Origin of the sequence: Amycolatopsis sp. WAC 01376 (assembly GCF_003947415.1) — a bacterium.
Taxonomy (GTDB): domain Bacteria; phylum Actinomycetota; class Actinomycetes; order Mycobacteriales; family Pseudonocardiaceae; genus Amycolatopsis.
In genome coordinates this window covers 108,273-131,997 of sequence record NZ_QHKL01000012.1, presented here as the reverse complement: position 1 = coordinate 131,997, position 23,725 = coordinate 108,273, and the positions used below count along the sequence as shown (strand labels likewise).

The 23,725-nt window shown below is 69.5% G+C and carries 24 protein-coding genes; 14 read left to right on the top strand and 10 right to left on the bottom strand.

Annotated features, from left to right (window positions below):
- Positions 1 to 35 precede the first annotated feature (35 nt).
- The 4 genes from DMH03_RS39765 to DMH03_RS39750 all read left to right on the top strand — a co-directional run bounded on the left by DMH03_RS39765 (position 36) and on the right by DMH03_RS39750 (position 4,317).
- A complete protein-coding gene (locus DMH03_RS39765; protein WP_199749204.1) occupies positions 36 to 1,187 on the top strand; it encodes a dihydrodipicolinate synthase family protein in 1,152 nt (383 codons plus the stop codon).
- Positions 1,187 to 1,993: a sugar phosphate isomerase/epimerase gene (locus DMH03_RS39760; protein ID WP_125797163.1), complete on the top strand. Its 807-nt coding sequence runs from the start codon at positions 1,187 to 1,189 to the stop codon at positions 1,991 to 1,993. Before DMH03_RS39765 ends, DMH03_RS39760 begins: the two co-directional genes overlap by 1 nt.
- A gap of 70 nt (positions 1,994 to 2,063) precedes the next feature.
- Positions 2,064 to 3,536: a nitrilase-related carbon-nitrogen hydrolase gene (locus tag DMH03_RS39755; RefSeq protein ID WP_125797162.1), complete on the top strand. Its 1,473-nt coding sequence runs from the start codon at positions 2,064 to 2,066 to the stop codon at positions 3,534 to 3,536.
- A gap of 76 nt (positions 3,537 to 3,612) precedes the next feature.
- Complete coding sequence (locus DMH03_RS39750; RefSeq protein ID WP_125797161.1) at positions 3,613 to 4,317, top strand: response regulator transcription factor; 705 nt, start codon at positions 3,613 to 3,615, stop codon at positions 4,315 to 4,317.
- On the opposite strand, the gene DMH03_RS39745 is transcribed toward DMH03_RS39750, so the two are convergent.
- From DMH03_RS39745 to DMH03_RS39735, 3 genes are read right to left on the bottom strand one after another with little or no spacing between them, the layout of a single operon-like run.
- A complete protein-coding gene (locus DMH03_RS39745; RefSeq protein ID WP_233611862.1) occupies positions 4,311 to 5,414 on the bottom strand; it encodes an FtsX-like permease family protein in 1,104 nt (367 codons plus the stop codon). The two genes, DMH03_RS39750 and DMH03_RS39745, sit on opposite strands and share 7 nt — an antisense overlap.
- A gap of 8 nt (positions 5,415 to 5,422) precedes the next feature.
- Positions 5,423 to 6,082, bottom strand: a complete 660-nt coding sequence (locus DMH03_RS39740) for an ATP-binding cassette domain-containing protein (RefSeq protein ID WP_125797159.1) — start codon at positions 6,080 to 6,082, stop codon at positions 5,423 to 5,425.
- Complete coding sequence (locus tag DMH03_RS39735; protein WP_233611861.1) at positions 6,079 to 6,594, bottom strand: lipoprotein ABC transporter ATP-binding protein; 516 nt, start codon at positions 6,592 to 6,594, stop codon at positions 6,079 to 6,081. Before DMH03_RS39735 ends, DMH03_RS39740 begins: the two co-directional genes overlap by 4 nt.
- Before the next feature lie 77 nt (positions 6,595 to 6,671).
- Here DMH03_RS39735 and DMH03_RS39730 point away from each other — a divergent pair, with 77 nt between their 5' ends.
- The gene (locus DMH03_RS39730) at positions 6,672 to 8,009 is read left to right on the top strand and encodes a HAMP domain-containing sensor histidine kinase (protein WP_125797158.1); all 1,338 of its coding nucleotides are present in this window, start codon (positions 6,672 to 6,674) and stop codon (positions 8,007 to 8,009) included.
- 225 nt (positions 8,010 to 8,234) lie between these two features.
- On the top strand, positions 8,235 to 8,870 hold the full coding sequence (locus tag DMH03_RS39725; RefSeq protein ID WP_125797157.1) for a TetR/AcrR family transcriptional regulator: 636 nt from the start codon (positions 8,235 to 8,237) through the stop codon (positions 8,868 to 8,870).
- Positions 8,871 to 8,964: 94 nt separating this feature from the next.
- Here the strand turns inward: DMH03_RS39725 and DMH03_RS39720 are convergent, their stop codons facing one another.
- On the bottom strand, positions 8,965 to 9,702 hold the full coding sequence (locus DMH03_RS39720; RefSeq protein ID WP_125797156.1) for a TetR/AcrR family transcriptional regulator: 738 nt from the start codon (positions 9,700 to 9,702) through the stop codon (positions 8,965 to 8,967).
- 60 nt (positions 9,703 to 9,762) lie between these two features.
- Between DMH03_RS39720 and DMH03_RS39715 the strand changes: the two genes are divergently transcribed.
- Positions 9,763 to 10,632, top strand: coding sequence for an alpha/beta fold hydrolase (locus DMH03_RS39715; protein ID WP_125797155.1), 870 nt, complete (start codon positions 9,763 to 9,765; stop codon positions 10,630 to 10,632).
- A 375-nt stretch (positions 10,633 to 11,007) separates the two neighbouring features.
- A complete protein-coding gene (locus tag DMH03_RS39710; protein WP_125797154.1) occupies positions 11,008 to 11,490 on the top strand; it encodes a hypothetical protein in 483 nt (160 codons plus the stop codon).
- Here DMH03_RS39710 and DMH03_RS39705 read toward each other — a convergent pair.
- Positions 11,439 to 12,929: a carotenoid oxygenase family protein gene (locus tag DMH03_RS39705; RefSeq protein WP_125797153.1), complete on the bottom strand. Its 1,491-nt coding sequence runs from the start codon at positions 12,927 to 12,929 to the stop codon at positions 11,439 to 11,441. The genes DMH03_RS39710 and DMH03_RS39705 overlap by 52 nt on opposite strands.
- 129 nt (positions 12,930 to 13,058) lie before the next feature.
- Between DMH03_RS39705 and DMH03_RS39700 the strand changes: the two genes are divergently transcribed.
- Complete coding sequence (locus tag DMH03_RS39700) at positions 13,059 to 14,024, top strand: helix-turn-helix domain-containing protein (protein ID WP_125797152.1); 966 nt, start codon at positions 13,059 to 13,061, stop codon at positions 14,022 to 14,024.
- A 74-nt stretch (positions 14,025 to 14,098) separates the two neighbouring features.
- Positions 14,099 to 14,287, top strand: coding sequence for a DUF5302 domain-containing protein (locus tag DMH03_RS39695; protein ID WP_076164687.1), 189 nt, complete (start codon positions 14,099 to 14,101; stop codon positions 14,285 to 14,287).
- Positions 14,288 to 14,523: 236 nt separating this feature from the next.
- Here DMH03_RS39695 and DMH03_RS39690 read toward each other — a convergent pair whose 3' ends face one another.
- The 4 genes from DMH03_RS39690 to DMH03_RS39675 form a co-directional block, all read right to left on the bottom strand.
- Positions 14,524 to 15,594: a Glu/Leu/Phe/Val dehydrogenase gene (locus tag DMH03_RS39690; protein WP_125797151.1), complete on the bottom strand. Its 1,071-nt coding sequence runs from the start codon at positions 15,592 to 15,594 to the stop codon at positions 14,524 to 14,526.
- 159 nt (positions 15,595 to 15,753) lie between these two features.
- Positions 15,754 to 16,947 carry a kynureninase gene (locus DMH03_RS39685; RefSeq protein WP_125797150.1) on the bottom strand — a complete coding sequence of 398 codons (1,194 nt, stop codon included), beginning with the start codon at positions 16,945 to 16,947 and terminating at the stop codon, positions 15,754 to 15,756.
- Positions 16,944 to 17,726, bottom strand: coding sequence for a tryptophan 2,3-dioxygenase (locus DMH03_RS39680; protein ID WP_125797149.1), 783 nt, complete (start codon positions 17,724 to 17,726; stop codon positions 16,944 to 16,946). Before DMH03_RS39680 ends, DMH03_RS39685 begins: the two co-directional genes overlap by 4 nt.
- A gap of 169 nt (positions 17,727 to 17,895) precedes the next feature.
- Positions 17,896 to 18,717 (bottom strand): PaaX family transcriptional regulator C-terminal domain-containing protein, encoded by an 822-nt coding sequence (locus DMH03_RS39675; protein ID WP_125797148.1) that lies wholly within the window; start codon positions 18,715 to 18,717, stop codon positions 17,896 to 17,898.
- Positions 18,718 to 18,765: 48 nt separating this feature from the next.
- Between DMH03_RS39675 and DMH03_RS39670 the strand changes: the two genes are divergently transcribed.
- From DMH03_RS39670 to DMH03_RS39655, 4 genes are read left to right on the top strand one after another with little or no spacing between them, the layout of a single operon-like run.
- The gene (locus DMH03_RS39670; RefSeq protein WP_125797147.1) at positions 18,766 to 19,491 is read left to right on the top strand and encodes a creatininase family protein; all 726 of its coding nucleotides are present in this window, start codon (positions 18,766 to 18,768) and stop codon (positions 19,489 to 19,491) included.
- On the top strand, positions 19,488 to 20,990 hold the full coding sequence (locus DMH03_RS39665; RefSeq protein WP_125797146.1) for a benzoate-CoA ligase family protein: 1,503 nt from the start codon (positions 19,488 to 19,490) through the stop codon (positions 20,988 to 20,990). Before DMH03_RS39670 ends, DMH03_RS39665 begins: the two co-directional genes overlap by 4 nt.
- Complete coding sequence (locus DMH03_RS39660) at positions 20,987 to 21,679, top strand: SDR family NAD(P)-dependent oxidoreductase (protein WP_125797145.1); 693 nt, start codon at positions 20,987 to 20,989, stop codon at positions 21,677 to 21,679. Before DMH03_RS39665 ends, DMH03_RS39660 begins: the two co-directional genes overlap by 4 nt.
- Positions 21,676 to 22,503 carry an enoyl-CoA hydratase family protein gene (locus DMH03_RS39655; protein WP_125797144.1) on the top strand — a complete coding sequence of 276 codons (828 nt, stop codon included), beginning with the start codon at positions 21,676 to 21,678 and terminating at the stop codon, positions 22,501 to 22,503. The genes DMH03_RS39660 and DMH03_RS39655 overlap by 4 nt, the downstream gene beginning before the upstream one ends.
- Before the next feature lie 227 nt (positions 22,504 to 22,730).
- Here DMH03_RS39655 and DMH03_RS39650 read toward each other — a convergent pair whose 3' ends face one another.
- Entirely contained in the window at positions 22,731 to 23,687 is a 957-nt protein-coding gene (locus DMH03_RS39650; protein ID WP_125797143.1) for a YafY family protein, read from the bottom strand.
- Positions 23,688 to 23,725 lie beyond the last annotated feature (38 nt).

Below are 23,725 nucleotides of genomic sequence, written 5' to 3'. Positions count from 1 at the left end.
AAAGCGCTTTCTCACCCCCGTGCCACGGAGACCCGATGACCTTGATCGCCCTGCCCACCGCCGACGGCGGCCTGGTGGAGTGGACGCCGCGAGGGGCGGAAACGCCCGCGAAACCGGCCTCGCCGCCGACCTCCCGGATCGCTTACGCGGCAGCACACGTCGTCGCCGACCCGCTCGCGCCCGCCGACCCCGAAGAAGGCGCCGTGCTGGATTGGGACACCACGCTCGCCTTCCGCGAGCACCTGTGGTCCTGCGGTCTCGGCGTGGCCGAAGCGATGGACACCGCACAGCGCGGGATGGGCCTGGACTGGGACACCACCAAGGACCTCATCCGGCGCACCGGGGCGCTCGCCGCCGGACGGCCGTGGGTGGCGGGCGTCGGCACCGATCAGCTTCCCGGCGGGGAGGCCACCGCCGAGTCCATTGTGGACGCCTGGCACGAGCAGCTCGACCTGGTCGGCGAGGCCGGGGCGATCCCCGTCGTGATGGCCAGCCGCGCGCTGGCCGCGTCGGCGTCCGGACCCGCGGATTACCATGCCGCGTACGGGAAACTGCTCTCCGGCGCCGACCGTCCGGTCCTGCTGCACTGGCTGGGCGAGCAGTTCGATCCGGCGCTGGCGGGTTACTGGGGCCACGGTGACGTCCGCGAGGCCGCCAAGGAACTGGGCAGGCTCTGCGCCGAGCACGCCGGCGTGATCGCCGGGGTCAAGGTTTCGGTGCTCGACGCGTCGATCGAGACCGAGTTCCGCCGGGCGCTGCCCGAAGGCGTCAAGTGCTACACCGGCGACGACTTCAACTACCCGGAACTGATCGCCGGGGACGATCAGGGCCACAGCGAAGCACTTCTGGGCATTTTCGACGCCGTCGCGCAGGTCGCCGCCGCCGCGCTCGCCCGGCTCGACGAAGGCGACAAGGCGGGCTTCCACGGCCTGCTGGACCCGACGGTGGCGCTGAGCCGCGCCATCTTCCGTGCGCCCACCAGGAACTACAAGACCGGCGTCGTGTTCCTCGCCTACCTCAACGGGCACCAGGAGCACTTCCGGATGGTCGCCGGCCGCGAATCAGCCCGGTCCATCACGCATCTGGCCGAACTGCTGCGCCTGGCCGACGCCGCCGGGGCGCTCGCCGACCCGGATCTCGCCGTCGCGCGGATGCGTCCGCTGCTCGCCGCGGCGGGGGTGGCCTGATGGACCGGTTGAGCCTGAACCAGATCACCACCAAGGCGTGGTCGCTGCCGGAGGCCGTCGCGGGCTGCGCCGAAGCGGGTGTCCGCTGGATCGGCCTGTGGCGGGACAAGGTCGCCGAGACCGGTGTCGAGGAGACCGCGCGGCTGCTCAAGGAGTACGACGTCGGCGTGTCGTCGTTGTGCCGTGGCGGTTTCTTCACCGGGATCACCCCGGAAGGGTCTCCTGTGGACGGTCTCGCGCAGACCAGGGAGGCGATCGACGAAGCCGCCGCGCTGGGCGCCGGCGTCCTCGTCCTGGTCGTGGGCGGGGTGAACGGCGACCTGGCGTCGTCGCGGCAGCGGGTCGCGGACGCGGTCGGTGAGCTGGCGCCGTACGCTGGTGAGCGCGGGGTCCGCCTCGGCTTGGAACCACTGCACCCCATGCAGTGCGCCGAACGTTCGGTGCTGTCCACTGTGGAGCAGGCGCTGGCGATCGCGCTGGAGCATCCCGCCGGACAGGTCGGCGTGATCGTCGACGAGTTCCACGTGTGGTGGGATCCGCGGATCGAGGAATCGATCGCCGCGGCGGCCGGGCGGATCGCCGGATTCCACGTCTGCGACCAGAAGGTGCCGCTCACCGACACCCTGCTCGGCCGGGCGCTGCCCGGTGACGGCCCGATCGACCACCGGCACCTGAAGGCCTGCGTCGAGGCCGCCGGGTACACCGGGCCGATCGAGGTCGAGGTGTTCGACGCCGATCTCTGGCGCCGTCCCGGTGGTGAAGTGCTCGCGGAGACCATCACGGCCTACCGGGACCACGTTTCCTGACGAAAGTAAGGGGCACTCGCTGCCCAAGGTCCGCTGTCGGGGCGGCCGTGGTTTTCCTACCGTTCGCGGCATGAAACCACGGCTGCTCTGGTTGCTGGGCACAGCACTGCTCCTGCTCGCCGTCCACACCGACTGGAACGTCCCGCTCGCGGCGTGGGTGTTCCCGGTCTTCCTGCTCCGCTACGCCCGCCAGGTGCCCGCGCGGCGCGCGGTCGTGATGGTGGGCCTGTCCCTGCTGATCGGGCAACTCTTCTGGCTCGGGGTCACCGGCCTGCTGTTCGTGCTCTCCGCGCTGCTCGCGTTCACCCTGCTCGCGGTGGTGCAGACGACGGCGTTCCTGGCCGACCGCCTGCTCGCCGACCGTGCGGGGGTGTTGAGGACACTGGTGTTCCCGGTGACGCTCGTCGCGGGCGAGTACCTCTTCACGGTGATCACCGGATTCGGGGATTTCGGCGCGCTCGGCAGCACCCAGTCCGGGAATCTGCCGCTGCTCCAGACGGCGTCGGTGACCGGCGTGTACGGCCTCACCTTCGTCCTCGCGTGGTTCGCGTCGGTCGCGAACACGGTGTGGGCGGAGGGATGGCCGCGGGCCAAGCGCACGGTCCTCGTCCACGTTTGCCTGCTCGGCCTGGTGTTCGCCGCCGGTGGCGCGCGGTTGCTGTTCGACGCTCCCACGACGAAGACGGTGCGGATCGCGGGGATCAGCCCCTCGGCCGAGGCCGACCGGTCGAGTTCCGACGCACTGGAGCGGATCGGGGTCAAGTATTGGCGGGCGCAAGAAGTCGGCGCGGCGGATCCGGCCGCGGTCGGCGCCGCCTTCGCCCCGGTCACCGAGGATCTCGTGACCAGGACCCGGCAGCAGTCGTCGGCGGGGGCGAAGATCGTGCTCTGGCCGGAAACGCACGCCAGGGTGCTGGAACGCGACCAGGCGGCGCTGCTGAGGCGAGTCGGCGCCGAAGCGAAACAGGCGGGCATCCACGTCGGCCTCGCGTACGCGCTCTACACCGCGCAGGCGCCTTACATTCGCAACGTGGCCGTGCTCGTCGGGCCGACCGGCGAGGTGTCGTGGACCTACGACAAGACGCATCCCACGCCGATGGAACCGATGACTCCCGGTCCGGGCATCGTGCCCACCGCGGATTCGCCGTACGGACGGCTCGCGACGGTCATCTGTTACGACGCGGACTTCCCGGGCCTCATGCGCCAGGCCGCGGACAAGGGAACCTCGCTGATGCTCGTCCCCGCCAACGACTGGGCGGGATTCGGCTCGCTGCATGCGGAAAAAGCCACCTTCCGCGCGGTGGAGAACGGTTACGCGCTCTTCCGGCACTCCACCCACGGGAATTCCACAGCTGTGGACAGCCAAGGGCGTGTGCTCGGGCATGCCGACTACCACCGCACGGATCAGCAGACGCTCGTCGCGGATCTTCCGGTGCAGTCGCGAACACAGACCGTGTACGGCCGTGTCGGTGACGTGTTCGCCTGGCTGTGTCTCGCGGCGGCCGCGCTCTGTCCTTTATGGACATATCGAAGGAACCGTTAGCGCGCTGTTACGGAAGAGGTGGTGTTCGTAACGTCTCAGCCGAAAAGAACAGTGTTCAACGGTTAAGCTGCCCCGCATGCCGAAATTGCTGGTGGTCGAAGACGACGACGCGATCGGCGGTGTCCTCGAATCGACGCTCCGTCTGCACGGCTACGAGGTTTCCTGGCAGCGCGACGGCCGCACCGAGCTCGCGGCCGCGGCGGAGGGCGACATCGACTTCGTCCTGCTCGACCTCGGCCTGCCGGATCTGGACGGGGTCGAGGTCTGCCGACGGCTGCGGGCGGAACTGCCCGGCGCCGTCCTGGTCATCCTGACCGCCCGGCAGGAGGAGATGGACGTCGTCGTCGGCCTGGAGGCAGGCGCCGACGACTACCTCACCAAACCCATCCGTCTCGGTGAGCTGCTCGCCAGGGTGCGGGCGCATCTGCGGCGCGGGACGGCCCCGCCCGAAAGCAGGCCCGCGATCGCCGTCGGCCATCTGCGGGTGGACACCGCCGGACGGCGGGTCAGCGTCGGTGGACGGGAGATCCCGTTGCGGGCCAAGGAGTTCGACCTGCTCGCCCGGCTGGCCGAGCAGCCGGGTGTCGCGGTCAGCCGGGACACCCTGATGTCGGAGGTGTGGGACGCGCACTGGTACGGCTCCACGAAGACCCTGGACGTGCACATCGCCGCGCTGCGCCGGAAGCTGACCGAGTCGGCGCCCACGCCCGAGCAGGCGCCGCGGATTTCGACGTTGCGCGGCCACGGGTACCGCCTCGAACAGCCTCTCGAAGCTCAGTAGTCGCGCAGGTCTGATACCTCGTCGCGGGCGGCGAGCTGCGCGATCCGCGCCGACGCCGCGACGCACGACACGATCACCACCACCGCGAGCAACCCGAAGTACCCGTGCGGCGAAGGCGTTCTCTCCACCTGCGCGACGAAGACGAACAGCACGCCGAGCAGGTGGCCGGCGATCAGGCCCCCGCCGCCGACGACCAGCGCGTCACCCGCGATGAACGCCGCCACCTGACGCCGTTTCCCGCCGAGTGTGCTCACGATCAGCAGGTCGCGGCGGCGTTCGTTGAGCGCCGCTCCGAACGAGGGGCCTGCCGCGGCGGCCGCGAGGATCAGGGACGCGATCAGATCGACCTCGGCCTCGCCGCAGCCGTCCTTGGTGAGAGCGGTCGAAATGGCGAAGGCCACCGCCAGCGCGACCAGCACCACCGATCGCGCCAGGAGCGCGCTCCGCCACGAAATGGACAGCGCGATCACGCCCGCGAGCCCCGAAACGAGCGGCCGGAGTATCCCGCCGATCACCCGCTTCCCCTTCCGCAGCCCCAGCTCCACCAATCGCCACAACAGCATCGTGCCGCCCGCCCAGCCGAACAGCGGCCAGACCAAGGCGAGCGCGAGCAGGATGAAGTCGATGCCGTAGGGCGACCACCAGGGCGGCCCGCCGTCGGCCGGGACGAAGTACCACTCGCGCAGCACCGGGGGCAGGATGGCGAGTGCCGCGACGAGCAGCCCGGCGACCAGCAAGAGAACGATTTCCCGGACGAGCGCTACGCCGCTGCCGGTCGAGAAGCCACAGGCCAGGGACAGTGCCACCCCGGTCACGCCGCCGGTGAGGCCCGCCGCCGCGGCTTCGGCGGCGGCCAGTCCGAACACCTGACCGCCGGTGGCGCCTCGGGCGCGCAGCAGGTCCTGATCCGCCCGCAGCACCCGCGCCGAGGGGGTGGCCAGCAGCACCACGAGCACCATCGCCGGTATCCAGCGCGGTGCCGGGGTCCAGGTCCAGTCGTGCACCGCGAGCAGCGTGGTCACGATCGCGACCCCGGCGGCGGGCACGCCGAGCCTGGCGGGGCGCACACGCGCGATCCCGCCGACCCACAACGCCATCGCCGCCATCATCGGTCCCGCACCAGCTTCCCGTCGACCATCGCCCACTGTTCGCCGAACAGCCCGGCAGGCGCCGGTTCGGCGGTGGCCACCAGCAGTCCGGCGGCCAGCCGGTCCGCGGCCTGCACGAGCCTGCCGAGGAGCCGCTCCCCCGCGCGCTGGTCCAGCCAGCCCGCCGGGTCGTCGGCGAGGATGAGTTTCGGTGCGGGCGCGAGCGCCCTGGCCAGGATGGCGAGCCGGATCTGCTCACCGGTCAGGTCACGAGGCGCCTTCTTGGCGAAACCGGCGAGGCCCACGAGCTCCAGCGCGCCGTCGACGGCGTCACGGACCGCGGTGCCGGTGCGGCCCGCGAGGACCAGCGGCAGGGCGACGTTGAGCCGGACGTCGAGATCGCGCAGCAGCCCGCCGTCCTGCAGCACCAGCCCGATCAGGTCGGGCCCCGGCGGCGACGGCTCGAACGCGGGCCACTCGATGGTGCCCGCCGTCGGTTTCTTCATCCCGGCGAGCAGATGCAGCAGCGTGGTCTTCCCGGCGCCGGCCCTGCCGTTCACGACCGCGCGGGTCTCCGCGCCGATCACGCAGGTGACGCCGTGTACGGCGACCACCGCGGTCAGGCCGGAACCATAGGTGTGCGCCAGCTCGTCGGTGCGGACCAGTGGTGGCCTCACGCCACTCTCACGATCCGGTGCGCGGCCGCCGCGATCTGGTGGTCACGGGTCGCCACGACGACGGCCGTCCCGCGGGCCGCGACAGCGCACAGCAGATCCATGAGTTCGAGCGCGGCGAGCCCGTCGAGTTCTCCGGCCGGTTCGTCGGCGACCACGATCTCGGGTGCCCCGGCCAGCGCGACGGCGACTCCGGCCCGCGCGCCTTCCAGGGGCGACAGCGTGTCCGGATAGGTGTCGCCGCGGCCGGCGAGTCCGACCAGTTCGAGCAGGTCGCCGGCATCGCGCAGGGAGCGACGGCCGGCGAGCCTTCCCGCCAGCACGACGTTCTGCCCGACGGTGAGATGACCGAAGAGGTTCCCGCGTCTGAGCAGCACTCCGACACCGGGAGAACCGGCGGGGGCGTCGCCACTTCCGGCGGGCAGCACGGCCACACACTCGCCCGGGACGGCGAACCGGACGAGGGGGACGGATCCGGGCCCCGGGCCTGCCATGACGGCGGCACGTCGGCGCATGGCCCCAAGGTAAAGCGAACGGGGTCAACATCGCCTTGAACTCAGGTCAACGGACGGCAAAATATCGCGTCGGGTGGGTGATCCTCTCCCTCTTCGGCCACACTCTGTCCGTGCGCCGCCGGATCGTCACCCTCACCGTGCTGGCCGCGGTGCTGGCGATCACCCTCTTCGGGGCGCCGCTGGCCATCGCGGTCGCGAGGTTCCACGAGGGCAACTCGACCCACGACCTCGAACGGGTCGCCGACACGGTCGTGCTCGACGTGACCGGCGATCTCGCCAACGGCCGGGTCCCGGAGCTCCGGCCGATCAAACCGGACAAGGACCGTATCCGCGGGATCAGGGTCGCGGTCTACACCCCGACAGGCAGGCTCCTGGCCGGTAATGGCCCGGCCAGTGAAGACCGATACGTCCGCGAAGCGCACTACACCGACATGGCGACCGGGACCCGCGAAGACGAGGTCGTCCTGGCCGTCCCGGTGCTCAGCGGGCAGTCGCTGGTCGGCGTGGTCCGCGCCGCCCACCCCCGGTCCGAACTGGACGCCCGGATCCGGCTGACCTGGATCAAGATGATCGTGCTCGCCGGGCTCGCGATCGGGGCCAGCTGGCTGATCGGACGCCGGATCGCCACCCGGCTGGCGCGGCCGCTGGAGGATCTGGCCGCCACCGCCGAGCGACTCGGCGAGGGCGACTTCACCGTCCGCGCCCGCCGGACGGGGATCCGCGAGATCGACCAGGTCGCCGAAGCGCTCGACGTCACGTCCGAGCGGATCGGCGAGACGCTAGAACGCGAGCGGACCTTCTCCTCCGACGCCTCGCACCAGTTGCGGACGCCGTTGACCGGGCTGCGGCTGCAACTGGAGGCGGCGCTGGAGAGCCCCGATCGCGACCCCTACGCGACGATCCGCGACGGCATCGCGTCGGCCGACCGGCTGGAACGCACCATCGACGACCTGCTGGCGCTGGCCAAACAGACCAGGGCTCCGCGTGCGCTGCTCGACCTCGGCAAACTTTTCGAAGAGGTCCGCCAGACCTGGCACGGTCTGCTCGCCGGACGCGGCCGAGCGCTGCGGATCAGCGGCCGCGAGGCCCTGCCGGCGCGGGCGGCGGACGCGGCCGTACGGCAGGTGCTCGCCGTGCTGCTGGACAACGCGGCGACGCACGGACGCGGCACGGTCACCGTCCTCGCCCGCGACGCCGGGGACGCGCTGGCCATCGACGTGAGCGACGAGGGCACGATCGCGGACGGTCACGATCCGTTCGTGACCGGGGAACGATCCGAAGAGCGCGAAGGCCACGGGATCGGGCTGCGGCTGGCGCGGAGCCTCGCCGAGGCGGAAGGCGGGCGGCTGCGGCTGACCAGCCCGTCGCCGGCGACGTTCACGCTGCTCCTGCCCGCCGAACGTCCGTCGCGATAAGAAGGCCCGGGCCTGGCGAGCTAGGGGGGGTTACTCGCCAGGCCGGGCCGGTAGGAGGCAAACGCGCCCCGACAGCGCGCACGGCATGCCACCTGAATGAAGACGGTAAAGACCAGCGGGCCAACAGACGGTACACGCCGGATTAACTGACACTTTGCTTTTGAATGTCACAGCAATAAGGCCGTTGTCCGGCCGCGCTGAATCGATCGTGGGAAGATTGACCGCATGACCACCGAGCCGGCGCCGAGATGGCGGAGACTGGAACCGGACGAACGCAAGGAGCAGATCTTCGCCTGCGCGGCCCGCCTTTTCGCGGACCGTCCCTACTCGGAAGTGTCCACTTCGGACATCGCGGCGGCGGCCGGGGTCGCCAGGGGGTTGATCAACCACTACTTCGGCACCAAACGCGAGCTGTACCTGGAGATCATCCGCCGCGCGCTGACCGTGCCGAGGCTCGCCGTCGACATCCTGCCGGAGGGCCCGCTCGAACTGCGCGCCGACGTCGCCATCGACTGGTTCCTGGACATGGTCACCAGTCAGGAGAAGATGTGGCTGGCCGCGATCGCGCCGGAGGGCATCGGCCGGGACCTCGAGGTCGAACGGATCCTCGAAGAGGCCGATCGCGAATCGGCCGACCGGGTGCTCGAAGCCGTCGGCCTCTCCCGCGAGAGTGAACACGGGCAGGAGCTGAACGCGCTGGTCCGCGCGTTCGGCGGGATGGTCAAGGCGGCGGGCCGCGAATGGCTCGTCCGCGGTTCGCTCAACCGGGCGCAGGTGCACACACTGCTCAGCAAGTCACTGGTCACGTTGGTCGGCGAGGTCTTCCCCGAGATCCAGCGCGCCGCCCCGCGTCACGGATAAAGAAGCCCCCGGCACCTCGAGGGGGAGGTTGGTGCCAGGGGCTTCGGGACCGGTGACGAGCACCGGTATTCCTCCACACTACGCCGATTCGCTGTCACGGCTCTGTCAAACTTCCGAGAGCGTTCAACTGGGTGAGCCGAAGTTCGAGCCCGTCAAGACAGCGCTGCACGGCGTAACCGTAGAGCCGCTCGTAGTAACCCGCGGCGAGATCGGGATCCGCGACCAGCGCCGAAATCGACTCGCCCAGCGCCGCCATCCCCGGCAGATCCTCGCGGGTGCGGTACGCCGCGTAGCCCTCGGACCGGTCGAGCTGGAGCGCCATCGCGCTCTCGCGGTCGTCCTCCATCGCGACGAACTGGCAGGCGGTGGCGAGCAGCAGGTTGTAGGCGAACGGCGCCTCGGTGCCGAAGCCCGCCGCGAGCAGACGGCCGATGCCGGTGTTCATGGTCGGCACGGCGGCGGCGACCGACGGCCCGAACAGGGCCAGCCGCCGCGCCGAACCGGGATAGCGGCGCAACACTTTCCGCACGGTCGGCAGGAACTCGTCGAACCAGTCCCGCCACGGCAGGGTCTCGTCGGGCAAGATCAGTTCGCCGACCACCCGGTCCAGCACCGCGACCACGACGGTGTCGCGGTCGCCCACGTGGTGGTAGACCACCGCGGGGTAGGCGTCGACGGCGGCCGCCAGCTGCCGCAGCGTCCAGTTCTCCAGGCCGGACTCGGCCGAAAGCTCCAGTGCCGCGTCGACGATACGGTCCTTGGTGACCGCCTGCCGTCCGGAAGCCGCGCGCGACCTCGGCCGGGAACCCGCGTCTTCGGAGAAAGTCGGCATGCGGGTTACCGTATCCGTCTTCGCCTGGTCCGATGGTGGGGGTTCCGGCAGGATCGTGGCATGCCCCGCGCGCGTGTGAACGGTCTCGAACTCGAATACGACACCTTCGGCTCCCCCGCGGATCCGCCGCTCGTCCTGGTGATGGGTCTCGGCGCCCAGATGGTGACGTGGGAAGTCGGCTTCTGCGAACTGCTCGCCGAGGGCGGGTTCCACGTCGTCCGGTTCGACAACCGCGACATCGGCCTCTCGTCCTATCTGGACGATCTCCCCGCGCCGGACCTGGCCGCACTCGCCGCCGGCGACCTGACCTCCGCGCCGTACCTCCTTTCCGATCTCGCCGCCGACGTCACCGGGCTGTTCGACGCGCTCGGCTTCGGGCGGGCGCACGTCGTCGGCGCCTCGATGGGCGGGATGATCGTGCAGCAGCTCGCGATCGACGCGCCGGAACGGCTGCTGAGCCTCACCTCGATCATGTCGACCACCGGGGATCCCTCGGTCGGGCATCCGGAGCCCGCCGCGCTCGCCGGGCTGACGCGCCCGCCGGCCGCCACCCGGGAGCAGGCGATCGAGGACGGCGTCGAATGGTTCAAGCTCGTGGGCTCGCCCGGGCACCCGTCCGACGACGAATTCCTGCGGATGAAGTCCGCCCGCAACTACGACCGGGCCAATCACCCCGCGGGCGCGTTGCGGCAGGCGGCCGCCGTCGTCGCTTCGGGTGACCGCACGGCGAAGCTGCGCGAGGTCCACGTCCCGACGCTCGTCATCCACGGCGAGAGCGACCCGCTGATCAACGTCAGCGGCGGGAAGGCGACCGCGGAAGCGATCCCGGACGCCGAACTGCTGCTGTTCCCCGGAATGGGGCACGAACTGCCGCGGCAGTTGTGGCCCGCGATCGCCGACGCGATCATCGCGCACGCGCGGAAGGCTTGAGGGGTAAGGCAAAGGGGGCGTGGTCGGTGCCGGGGGTCGTGAGTGGCCAGTGTCCTTGCCCGCCTGAGTACATGAAGGACCCCTTCCTTGCGCCTAGGTACAGGAAGGGGTCCTTCATGTACCTCGGCAAGGTGCGAAGGTCGAGTTTCCTCGGCTGAGCCGAGGGAAGGGGGCCTTCACGCGCCACTGCTGTGACCACTGGTGCCGGTGGGGCGTGGCGATCATCGAGTCCGTGACCAACCGCAGCCGGAATCCACGTAGATACCTAAGACACCCTTCACCTTCTCCTCAATATGGCGTCAAAAATCCCGGCCGACGCGTAGGGAACCCGTTCACGCGGACGGCACGTCCGGTGACGTGGAGTTGACTGGGCGGATGAGGAAAACCGAGTGCTTCGGCTTCCCGTTCGGTTGTGTCTCCGTCGTCGTCGCGGCGTCGGTGGCCGGGCTACTCGGTTCCGCCCGACATCACGCCTTTTCCTTGGTGGCCTTGGGTTTCGTCGTGCTCGTCACCGGCGCCGTGACCAGTCGGGCCGCGGCGGCCGGGACGGCGCTGATCGCCTGGAGTGTCCATTCGGGATTCGTCGTCGGCACGATGGGAGAGCTTCAATTCACCGCCGAGACCGGTGTCGCCGCGATCGTGTTCGCCACCGCGACCGCGGTCGGCGCGCTCGCCGGGGCGGTACGGCGTGCCGTGCGAAAGGCCGTGTCCGAGTCGCCCCACCCCCTGGAAGGGGCGACTCGGACACGGCTTCCCGGCGTGCGCGCACCTGCCCACTCCCCTCCGGTGGGCGGATGCGAAGGGGATCATCGGCTACCGGAAGGTTCCAGCTGGTCCGCCCGGACCCAGGTCGCGTGAAAACCGAGCGGGACACGCTGGGGCAAAAGGACCCTGGCCACGGGTCCGGCAGCGAGATCGGCGGCGTCGAAGATGTCCAGTTCCGAGCGCCCCTCGCGCTCGTCCTGGACGAAGGTCACCAGATAGCCGTCAGCGGAATCGGCGGCCGCGCCGTCGCGGGGTGCGAACGGCGCCTCACTGCCCCACCGGCCCGGACCGAAGCGATATTCGGTCTTGGCGCCGGCACGATTGTCGTAGCACACCAGGCCGTCGAACTTGAGCGTCGAATCCGGCGAGATGTGCACCGCGTAGGAAAAGCGATTCCGGCCGCCGACCACCCTCGAGTCGACGGACGGAAACTCGGTGTTGTCGTCGTCGAGCTGATCCTCCAGGCACTGCCCGGTCCGCAGGTTGAACCGGTAGCGGTGCGGTGAGGCGTCCAGCCGCAGGTACGACAGCATCTTGGCGAGCGGGGTGCGTGCGTCGGCTGCCGGGGCGGCCAATTGATCATGCGGCCGCTGGACGCGGCAGACGTCGAGGACGATTTCCTCGCCCTGCTCCCAGGCGTTGACGACGTGGTAGATGTAGCACGGGCTGGCTTCGAACCAGCGGATCTGGCTACCGTTACCGTAGCGAGGCAGCACCCCGAACCGGCTCGGCAGCGACCGGTCGAACACCAGCTTGTGACGGCCGTTGCGCGCCGCCTCCCTGTCCTGCACCAGCGGCAAGTCCATCAGGATCGCGTAGTTCTCGGTGATCGCCATGTCGTGCGGCAGGCGCGGACCGGGGAGTTCGATCTCGGTCGTGCTCGCGACCCTGCCGTCGGCGCTGATCACGCCGTAGCGCAGGTACGGCGGCCGCGGCCCGTAGTCGAACCAGAACATCTCGCCGGTGCGCTCGTCGACCTTCGGATGCGCCATCATGTCGCCGACCAGCGTGCCGAGGAAGTCCTCCGCGCCCAGCGTCTCCAGCGACAGCGGGTCGACCGCGTACGGCTCGCCGCACATGTACCAGGTGGAAAGCACCTTGCCACGATGGAAGATCAGGTCGGTGTTGGCGCTGTCCTTGACGTTCAGGCCGTGCGAGTTGCCGAACGGGTTGCTCTTGGGCGACTCCATGACGCCCTTCCAGAGCGCCTTGCCCGCTTCGGATTCGGCCTCGAACGCCTTGGTGCGGATCCAGCGGTTGCGGTAGCGGGCCTTGCCGTTCTCCAGGTGGACGGCGTGGATCATGCCGTCGCCGTCGAACCAGTGGTAACGGCCCTCCGGCGCGAATCGCGGGTTGGGGCCGTTGCGCAGGTACACGCCGTTCAGGTCCGCGGGGATCTTGCCGATGACCTCGAGCTCACTCGCGTCGAGCTCTTCGCCGACCGGGGCGTAGACGCCCAGCAGGTACGGGTTGACCTCGGGTTCTCCGGCGGCGGCTGCCACCAGGACCGGCTGCTCGGAGGTACTGGTCATCGGTTCTCCCCGGCTGGTTCGCGTTGACCGATTGCCGAGACACTATGATTTCTGTAGTCAGCTGTCAACAGACTTCTTCTGCTGTAGTCAGTAGTACGCTGACAGCGACATCACCGGAGAGGCACGTACGTGACAGAGGCGACGGCGCACCGCGTCCGGCCGGCGGGCGATCCGTTGCGCCGGGCGCTCGAACTGCTCGGCGACCAGTGGACCTTGCTGATCCTGCAGAGCCTGTTCCTGCGTTTCCGCCGGTACGAGGAACTCCGGCTGCGGCTCGGCATCTCCCCCACCGCGTTGTCCGGGCGGCTGCGCGAAATGGTCGACGGCGGCATGCTCGTCCGCACGCCGTACCGGGACGCGCGCCGCACCCGGCACGAGTACCGGCTCACCGAACGCGGCCTCGCGTTGTGGCCGCTGCTGATCTCGATCTGGGCGTGGGAACGGGAATGGGTCGAGGGACGGCGTGCCGTGCTGCCGACGCTGATCCACCTCGACTGCGAACTGCCGACCTCGGCGCCGCTCGGCTGCGCCTCCTGCGAACGCCGGGTCGACGCCCGCGACGTCCGCGCGCGGCGGCTCGACGACACCGGCGTCGTCGAAGCGACGGCGACGAAACGCTTCCGCCGCAAGGACGCCGAGTCTCTCGCGGGCGATCCGCTGATGTTCTTCCCCGACACCATGGAACTCCTCGGCGACCGATGGTCGACCGGGCTCGTCGTGAGCGCGCTGCTCGGGGCACGGCACTTCTCGGAGTTCGAACGCGAACTCGGCATCGGCCCGAGCGTGCTTTCGGGGCGGCTGTCGAAACTCGTGGACGTCGGCGTACTGCGGACCGGGACCGCGAAGACCCGCACCGACGCGCACGACTACCGGCTGACGGCGAAAGGGCTCGCGTTCTTCCCCGCGCTGGCGTTCATCGCCGAGTGGTCGCGGGGCTTCGAGGTGCCGGGACAGGAACCGGACATCACACTGGAGCACGTGGACTGCGGCAACCGGCTGAAGCCGATCCTGCTGTGCGACCACTGCTGGCGGCCGCTGCTGCGCGACCGGGTCCGGTTCGGCGGCCCGGTCCGGCTGCCCACGCCGCCCAGGTGACGTAAATCGACTCGCCAATCCGGATGGTTCCTGACAGGGTGAGAACGTCACATGTCGTCACCTCGGAGGTAGTAATGACTGAACCGGCACCGTCCCCAGCGGATGGCGAAGAGGACGACACCAAGCGCAAGTTCCGCGAGGCCCTGGAGCGCAAGCAGGCCCAGGCCCGTTCGGGCTCGGCACACGAGAACGCCGGCGGCAAGAACCTGCACGCCCACGGCCCGGCCGCGAACAAGCGCACCTTCCGTCGCAAGAGCGGCTGAGTCCCCGCGCCCAAGTGCAATGAAGGGGCCTTTCATAGCAAATTTTGCTATGAAAGGCCCCTTCATTGCACTTGCGGGACACCTGGTGTCCTGAAAGTGGCTTTCGCAACCCCTCGGACCGGCACCGCACCACACCGGCCACCTCCGAGCCCCCTGTGGCCACGTCCCCAGTGCTATGAAAGGTCCTTTCCTTGCAAATTTTGCAAGGAAAGGACCTTTCATAGCGTTTCAGAGAGCTACACCGTCAGGATCGACCGCAGTCCGCCGACCTCGGCCATCCGGCGCTCCGCCAGCCGGGCGGCCGCCGTCGACGGCGGGACCCCGTCGGCCTTGGCCAGCGCGAACACCGCCTTGGTGGTGTCGAAGATGGCCGTCGTCTTGCGCTTGGCCCGCGCGAAGTCGAAGCCGTGCCGCTCGTCGTCGACCTGGATCACGCCACCGGCGTTGACCAGGTAGTCCGGCGCGAAGAGGATGCCGCGGTCGTCGAGTTGCTTGCCGATGCCCGGGTGCGCGAGCTGGTTGTTGGCCGCGCCGCAGACGATCTTGCTGCGCAGCAGCTCGACGGTCTCGTCGTTGAGCACGCCGCCCAGCGCGCACGGCGCGAAGACGTCGAGTTCGGTGCGGATCAGCCTGTCGAGGTCTTCGACGACCTCGACCCCGGGGTACGCCGCGCGGGTGCGTTCGATCGCCGCGGGCGACACGTCGGTGATGACCACCTGCGCGCCCGCCTCGATGAGATGCCCGACCAGGATGTGCCCGACCTTGCCGACCCCGGCGACGCCGACCTTGCGGCCCGCGAGGTCCGGGACGCCCCAGACGGCGTCCGCGGAGGCGCGCATGCCCTGGTAGGTGCCGAAGGCGGTGAGCACCGAAGAGTCGCCGGCGCCGCCGTTCTCCGGCGAGCGGCCCGTGACGAACTCCGATTCGCGGGCGACGATGTCCATGTCCTGCACGTAGGTGCCGACGTCGCAGGCGGTGATGTAGCGGCCGCCCAGCGACTGGACGAACCGGCCGAAGGCGCGAAGCAGCGCTTCGGTCTTGTGTTTCTGGGGATCGCCGATGATGACGGCCTTGCCGCCGCCGAGGTCGAGCCCGGCGAGCGCGTTCTTGTAGGCCATTCCCTTCGACAGCGCGAGGACGTCCGCGAGCGCGGCTTCCTCGGACTCGTAGGGGTAGAACCGGGTTCCGCCGAGCGACGGACCCAGCGCCGTCGAGTAGATCCCGATGATGGCCTTCAGGCCGGTGGCCTGGTCTTGGCAGAAGACGACCTGTTCATGGCCGGTACCCTGGCCGAACACTTCGGTCACTGTGGTGACTCCTTGTCCTGGAGTGCACGCTGCTTGTGGCTCACGTGCGAAGTTCCTGCAACAAGGCACAGTCCCCGACGAAGGTCGTCCGGCGGCGACGGTGCCACATCGCAAACCTAGATCGCCCCGGTCCGTTCGCCAAACCGGGGCAGCGCCGTCTCAGCCGTTGACGACCTCTTGGAGGACGTGGAGCGCGGAGTCGAGCTGACGATCGGACAGGTACGGCGCCGGTCCGAACCTCAGGTACGGGCCGCGGCTGTCGGTCCGGACGCCGCGTCCGGCGAGAGCGGCCTGCAGCGCACCGGCGTCGGCGCACTTCAGTGACAGGAAACCGCCGATCCGGTCCAGCGGTGTCTCGCGGTCACGCGTGATGACCTTTTCGGGCAACCTGAGCTTGTCGAAGCCCTCGGCGAGGAAACCGACCTGGTGCCGCGAGACCTCCCGCAGGAACTCGGGCGTGAGCCCGTGCTCGGCGAAGAACCGGAAGACGCGAGCACCCCGGTAGTGGCTCGTCGGGTCGTAGGTCGCTCCGGCGAACCTGTCCGATCCGTAGGCGTAGGCGACCTGGCCTGGCCGGCGCTCGTCCGCGAGCGCGCCGAACTCGGCGTACCAGCCGGTGACGACCGGGCGCAGTTCCTGCGCGTGCGCGGGCATCCGCAGGAAGCAGTTGCCCTCACCGAGCTGGAGGTACTTGTAGCCGCCGCCGAGGACCCAGGCGTTGGTGAGCCCGAGGTCGTGCAGCGAGAACGGGACGACGCCGAGCGCGTGGTAGGCGTCGACGACGAGGTTCACCGACTTCGAAAGGCAGACGTCGGCGAGATGCGCGAGGCCCGGCACGAGCCGGGAGGTCTCGAACAGCACGGCCGAGACGAGCACGGCGGCGGTGTCTTCGGTGACCTCGGCCGCGACGCGTTCGGCCAGTGTGTTGATCGGCGTCGAGGGGACGCGGACGACCTCGACGCCTTCCTCGGCCAGCCGTGCCAGCTGACGGCGCAGCGTGTGGAACTCCCCGTCGGTGGTGACCAGCCGCGGACGGCGCGGGAGATCCATCGCCGAAAGGAACCGGATCACCAGATCGTGCGTGCTGGCGCCGAGCGCGATGGCGCCGTGCGGGTCACCGAGCAGCACCCGGAACCCGGCCCGCATCTCGTCGGCCTTCGCGAAGGCCCGGTCCCACTTCGTGTCGACCTCTTCGGCCGCGTCGGCGAAGGCATCGAGAAGGCCCTCCCGCGCGACGTCGGGCCAGGCCTGATGCGAGTGCCCGGTCAACAGGATCCGGTCCGCCACGCCGAATTCCGTGTAGTGCGCCGCGAGCGCGTTGGGGTCGCGGCGGAGTTCGTCGAGGTTCGTCAAAGCCTGCTCCGCACCGCCCAGAGGTCCGGGAACATCGGGGAGAAAAGCGTCGAACGCAGGTAGTGCGCGCCCGACGAACCCCCCGTCCCGGTCTTGTCTCCGATGGTCCGCTCGACCATCTTCACGTGCCGATACCGCCACTCCTGCATCCCTTCGTCCAGATCGACCAGGTGCTCCGCCACGACGGACGGCCCGGTGTCATCGCGGTAGACCCGCAACAGAACCTCTTGGAGCGCCGGAGAGGGTTCGAGTGGCTTGGTGACATCGCGCCCGGTCGGGACGTCGTACTCCTTCACCGCGAGGTAGGTGACGAAGGAATCGAAGAGCGACGGCCGTGACATCGCGTCGGAGATCTGGGCGCGCTGTTCACCGCCTTCGGGGTAATGCGCGAACACCCGCTCGTCCCGGCGGCCGAGAACGGCCTCCAGAACGCGGAATTGAGCCGACTGGAACCCGCTCGAAGCGTCGAGTCGCGCACGGAAACTGGTGAACTGGCTCGGAGTCATCGTCTCGAGCACATCTATCTGCGCGACCACCACCTTGAAGATAGTCAGGATTCGCCGCAGCGTGCGGACGGAGTGAGCGGTGTTACCCGCCTCGAGCTGCTCCTGCAGGTAAAGCGCCTCGTGGAGAACTTGTTTGAACCAAAGTTCATACACTTGGTGGATAACAATGAAGAGCAACTCGTCGTGTTCGTCGGAGCGGGGATGCTGCGCGTCCAGCAATTCGTCCAGCGAAAGGTAGGACGTGTAACTCAATGCGGCCTGAGTGTCGTTCATTTTTCTGTCACTCCATCGATATCGCGCCGACCGTGATCGCGCCGCCAGGGCGCACCTTTCGCGGTCAGGTCACCTTGCCCGCGATGGCGCCCTGCCATCGCGATCACGGGGCCTGGCGGCCGAGAACGGCGCGACCCCGAAAAGATCAAGAGCCCCTCGGGGTCGCCTGTCATTTTTCTGTCACCTCATCGAAATGGCGTTGCGCGGCCCGGGCCAGTGCCTGGTAGAGATCGTGGAACAGTTCGACCGCGGCCGCCCGGCTCGGCGGAGCGGGTACCAGCTCGACCGGGAGTTCCGGATCGAGCGACGGGAAGGCGCGGAAGGTGTGCGTCAGCCAGGTCCGGACGGCGAACGCCTCCGCGTCGGGTAAATCACCCGAGTACCCGCCGAAATCCCGGACGAACGCGTCGTACCGCGCGGCGAGGCCGTCGAGGTTCCAGGCCCGGTCGGCGAACCGCCGGACGTCGAGGCCCGCCGACGGTTTCCCGAGCATCAGCCCGGCGTACTCGGAGACGTCCAGTTCGGCCAGCAGGGCGAGCACCTCGGCCTCGCGGTCGTGCGGAGCGATCCAGGTGCCGTCCTGCACCGGCCCGAAACCGAGGAAGCGCAGACGGCGCACCAGCCGTTCCCGGGCTTGGCGGCGGCTTTCGGGGATGCTCTGCCACAGCACGGTCCACTCCCCGGCCTCGCGTTCGCGCCTGCCGAGGGAGAAGATCCGGCGGTCGCCGTCCTCCAGCAGCGCGATCGTGCGGCGGGTCAGTGAGTAGTGGGTGAGCCTGCCCGCCTTGTGTCTCGCGAGCAGGTCGCGGCGGGCGAGCCTGGCCAGCGCGATCCGCGCGGCGCCATCGGAGAAGCCCAGCCCGGCGAGCACGGCGACCAGGCCGCCGGACCAGACACGACGGCTCTCGCGCGGCGACACGTAGCTGCCGAGCAGCGTCATCACCAGTTCCTGGGGACCTGGCTCGCCGTGTGGTGTGGCCGATTCGGGCATGCGCGCAACTCTATACACCTCAGGCCGCTGCGGTGTAGCTTGATTCGGGTGACGTACTTCGCGGAGTTGAGCTCGCGTCAGGTGGCCGCGCTCGCGTCCGATGCGCGCGTCCCCGTGCTGCTGCTGCCGGTGGGCGCGGTCGAACCACACGGGCCGCACGCGCCGCTGGGCACCGATCCCCTGATCTCAAGGGGGATGTGCGAGCGCGCCGCCGCCCGGCTGGCGGGTGACCCCGGCGTCCGCGTGCTGATCCTCCCCGAGGTGCCCTACGGCGTGACCCGGTTCGCGGCCGGGTTCGCGGGCGGCATCTCGATCGGCGAAGAGACCCTGTACGCGCTGCTGACCGAGATCTGTGGAGCGCTCGCCGAGCAGGGATTTTCCCGCATCCTGCTGGTCAACAACCATTTCGAACCGGCACATCTGGCCGTGCTGCGGCGTGTGGCCGAGACCGGCGGCGCCGGCTTCGTCGACCTGGTCCGCCGCCGGTACGCCACCCGGCTCACCGACGAGTTCCGCTCGGGCGAGTGCCACGCCGGGCAGTACGAGACGTCGCTGGTGCTCGCCGACCGGCCGGACCTCGTCGACGCCGCCGTCCAGCGCGCGCTGCCCGCGGTCCACGTCGACCTGGCGCGCGGCGGGGTCACGGACTTCGCCTCGGCCGGGATGACCGAGGCCTACTGCGGCACCCCTGCCCAGGCGAGCGCCGAAGAAGGCGAGAAGACCTTCTCTGTGCTCACCGACATCCTGGTCGAAGCGATCCGGGAGCTGGTATGACCTTCAACCTGGCGACCCATTTCGTGGACCGCCTCCCCGGCGAGCGGACGGCGTTGCTGTGCGGCGACGAGGAGGTCACGTACGCGGAACTGGCGGCATTGGTGAACCGCGCCGGGAACGTGCTGCGCGACCTCGGTGTCCGAAGTGGACAGCGGGTCCTGCTGGCGCTGAACGACAGCGTGGAGTTCGTGGCCGTCTGGTACGCGGCGCAGAAGATCGGCGCCGTCACCGCCGAGGTCTATTCCTTCCTCCAGCCCAAGGATTACGCGTACTACCTGGCCTACACCGAGGCCGTCGTCGTCATCGCGGACGGTTCGACGTTGCCCGCGCTGCGCGAAGCCGGGGCACGGAACCTGCTGGTCATCGGGGATGTCTCCCTGGAGCCTGGCGAGCACTCGTTCGACGCGCTGGTCGCGTCGGCTTCCCCCGGCCTGGAAGCCGCTCCGACCACTTTGGACGATGTCGCGATCTGGAAGTTCACCACCGGGAGCACCGGCTCGCCCAAGGCGTGCGTGCACCCGGCGCGCAGCGCGCTGGAGAGCTTCGACCGATACGCGCTCGGCGTGCTCGGGCTCCGCGAGGACGACCGCGTTCTGGCCGTGCCGAAGCTGTTCTTCGGCTACGCGCGGGACCTGACCGCGTTGTTCCCGTTCGGCGTCGGCGCGTCCGGGATCGTGTTCCCGCAACGCAGCACCGCCGAACTGCTGTTCTCCCTGATCGAGCGCTACCGGCCGACGATCCTCGTCAACGTGCCGACCATGATGAGCGCGATGATCGCGCATCCGGCGGCGTCTACTGTGGACATGAGCTCGCTACGGCTCTCGACGTCGGCGGGCGAGGCACTGCCGTCGGAGCTGCATCGCAAGTGGGACAACGCGTTCGGTGTCCCGGTGATCGACGGGATCGGCTCGTCGGAGGCGTACCACATCTACCTGTCCAACGTGCCCGGCGCGCAGCGGGCCGGCAGCCTCGGCCGTGAGGTCCCCGGTTACACCGCTCGCGTTCTCGACGAAAGCGGCGATCCCTTACCGGATGGGGAGATCGGCACCCTGGAGGTGACCGGCCCGACCATCGCGCGCGAGTACTACGGCGACGCGGAGAAGACCGCGCGGACGTTCCACGGCGACACCCTGCGCACAGGTGACCTCTTCAGCCGCGACACCGACGGGTACTTCCACCACCACGGCCGCGCCGACGACCTGCTGAAGGTATCCGGCGTGTTCGTCGCGCCGAGCGAGATCGAAGACTGTCTCATCGGTCATCCCGCCGTCGTCGACTGCGCGGTGCTGGGGGTGACCGTCGACGGCCTGGTCGTCCCGCGGGCATGCGTCGTCCTGGCGGAGGGCGCTTCCGTGACCGCCGACGAGCTGAAGGACCACGCGCGGGCGCAGCTGGCGAAGCACAAGTATCCGCGCGAGGTGGTGTTCGTGACCGGACTTCCCCGCACGGCCAACGGAAAACTCGATCGGCGCGCGTTGCGCCGGGTGGAGGCAGAGTGAGCAGGATCGTCGTCGTCACCGGCGGGACGCGCGGGATCGGCGCGGCCATCGCCGCCCGGTTCCAGGCCGCCGGGGACAAGGTGCACGCACCAGGCCGGGCCGACTGCGACGTCACCGACGAAGACGCCGTCGCCCGGTATTTCGACGGCCTCGGCCCGGTGGACGTGCTGGTGAACAACGCCGGGATCTCGGCGAGCGCGCCGCTGGCGAAGACGTCGCTGGAGCAGTGGCGGAGCCAGTTCGAAGTCAACGCGACCGGTGCTTTCCTGTGCACACGGGCGGTTCTGCCCGGTATGCGGTCGCGTGACACCGGCCGGATCGTCACCGTCGCCTCGACCGCGTCGCATATCGGCTACCGCTACACGGCCGGATACACCGCGTCGAAGCACGCCGCCGTCGGCCTCATGCGGGCCACCGCCGCGGAACTGGCGGGGACCGGCGTCACCGCGAACGCCGTCTGCCCGGCCTTCGTGCGCACGGACATGACCGCCGCCTCGGTCGCCCGGATCCAGGAACGGACCGGCCGCGACGAAGCCGGCGCGGAAGCCGCCCTCGCCGCCGCGTCCCCGCTCGGCCGCCTGCTCGAACCCGACGAGGTCGCCCACGCGGTGACCTTCTTCGCGGCGCCCGAAGCCGCCGCGATCAACGGACAGACACTCGTCCTCGATGGAGGTGGGATCCAGTCATGAGCCCGTTCCGCGCCACGCCGCCGATCACGACGGACTGGGAGCACTTCGAGTTCACCGTGGACGACGGCGTCGCCACGGTCACCTTGGACCGCCCCGAAAAACTGAACGCGCTCACCTTCGACGCCTACGCGGACCTGCGCGATCTGCTGGCCGAATTGCCGCACCGCGGCGACGTCCGGGTGCTGGTCGTCACCGGCCGCGGGCGCGGCTTCTGCTCCGGCGGCGACGTCGAAGAGATCATCGGCGAACTGCAGAAAATGGAGTCCGCGGAACTGCTGGACTTCACCCGCATGACCGGCGCGGTGGTGAAAGCGCTGCGAGAGTGCCCCATCCCGGTGATCGCCGCGGTGAACGGCATCGCGGCCGGCGCGGGTTCGGTGATCGCGCTGGCGAGCGACTTCCGGCTGATGGCGTCGTCGGCGAAATTCGCTTTCCTGTTCACGAAAGTCGGCCTGGCCGGCGCCGACATGGGCTCGGCGTACCTGCTGCCGCGGCTCGTCGGTCTGGGCCGCGCGACGGAACTGCTGATGCTGGGCGACAAGATCGACGCGGCCCGCGCGGAGGCGATCGGCCTGGCTTCGAAGGTGGTGCCCGACGCTGAGCTCGCTTCCGAGGCTTCCGCTTTGGCCCGGCGGCTCGCCGACGGACCCGCGTTGGCCTACAGCACGACGAAGGTGCTGTTGACGCGGGAGCTCGACATGGACCTGGCGAGTTCCATCGAGCTCGAGGCGATCACGCAGGCTTTGCTGATGACGGCGAAGGACCACGGGGAGTTCTACGCGGCCTGGTCGGCCGGGCGTTCGCCTAAGTGGACCGGGCGGTGAGCTCCGCTGGTGAAGTCAGTTGCGAGTGACGATTCGGGGCCTGGTAACGGTGGCGGCCCGTCACAGTGGCCGGATTCGGGCGTTATGTGAAGGGGTCGTGAGTGGCAAAGGTCGTTCTAACGACCATTACCACTCACGACCCCCCTCGAGTAGCTCACGACCCTCAACCGAACAGCGATTATGCGACTTTGCCGGAACCCTGACCCTGAAGGCAGGGAAGGAGGCCATTAGTCACCTACTTGCGCAGGAGCCGCGGCCCCGAGTAAACGTTCGGCCAGGACCCGGCACCGCTCCCCCAGCTCCGCCGGTTCGAGCACCTCGAACGCGTGCCCCAGCACCACCACATGCATCAGCAGGAAGTCGAGATCCCCGGCCCCGCTCAGCACCTCGCACCGCGAAGGCCCCCGCTCCCGCACCACGGCCGCCGAAGCCGGGATCTGCGCCCGCACGACCGGAGCGGGCGCGTGCACCAGGAACCGCGCCTGGTGCCGGTAGACCCGGCTGGCGATGTTCTCCTGCACGTAGGCCGCCGCGTCGGGCGCCGGGCGCGGGCGGAAACGCCATGACCGCGCGGAAACCTCGGTCATCCGGTCGACGCGGAAGGTGCGCCAGTCGTCGCGGTCGAGGTCGTAGGCGAGCAGGTACCAGCGCCGCCCGGAGGCCACCAGCCGGTACGGCTCGACCCGTCGCAGCGTAGATCCCGAAGAGGACGGATACCCGAAGCCCGCCTCGACCTCGTCGCGGCAGGCTCGGGCCAGTGTCATGAGGACGTCAGGGTCGATCGGCGCGCGGCTTCCGTCGAAGGCGACCACCGAGCCGGACAGCGCGCTCACCTCGTGCCGCAGTCTGGTCGGCAGCACGCGGTCGAGTTTCGTCAGCGCGCGGAGGGTGGCTTCACCGCTGCCCGCGCCGGCGAGCAGCGAGACCGCGGTGGCGATCGCCTCCTCGTCGTCCAGCAGCAGCGGCGGCATGTCGTGACCGGGGCCGAGCTGATACCCGCCGCCGACGCCGTTGCTGGCCTGCACCGGATAGCCGAGCGCACGCAGCCGTTCGACGTCTCGCCGGATCGTGCGCGGGGTGACGCCGAGCCGTTCCCCCAGCTCCGGGCCGGTCCACACCGCACGCTGCTGGAGCAGCCCGAGCAGGGTGAGTACCCGCTCGGTCGTCCCGCGCTCGTCCTCCATGTCACCCACTGTGCCAGAGATAGCGGACCGATCCTGTC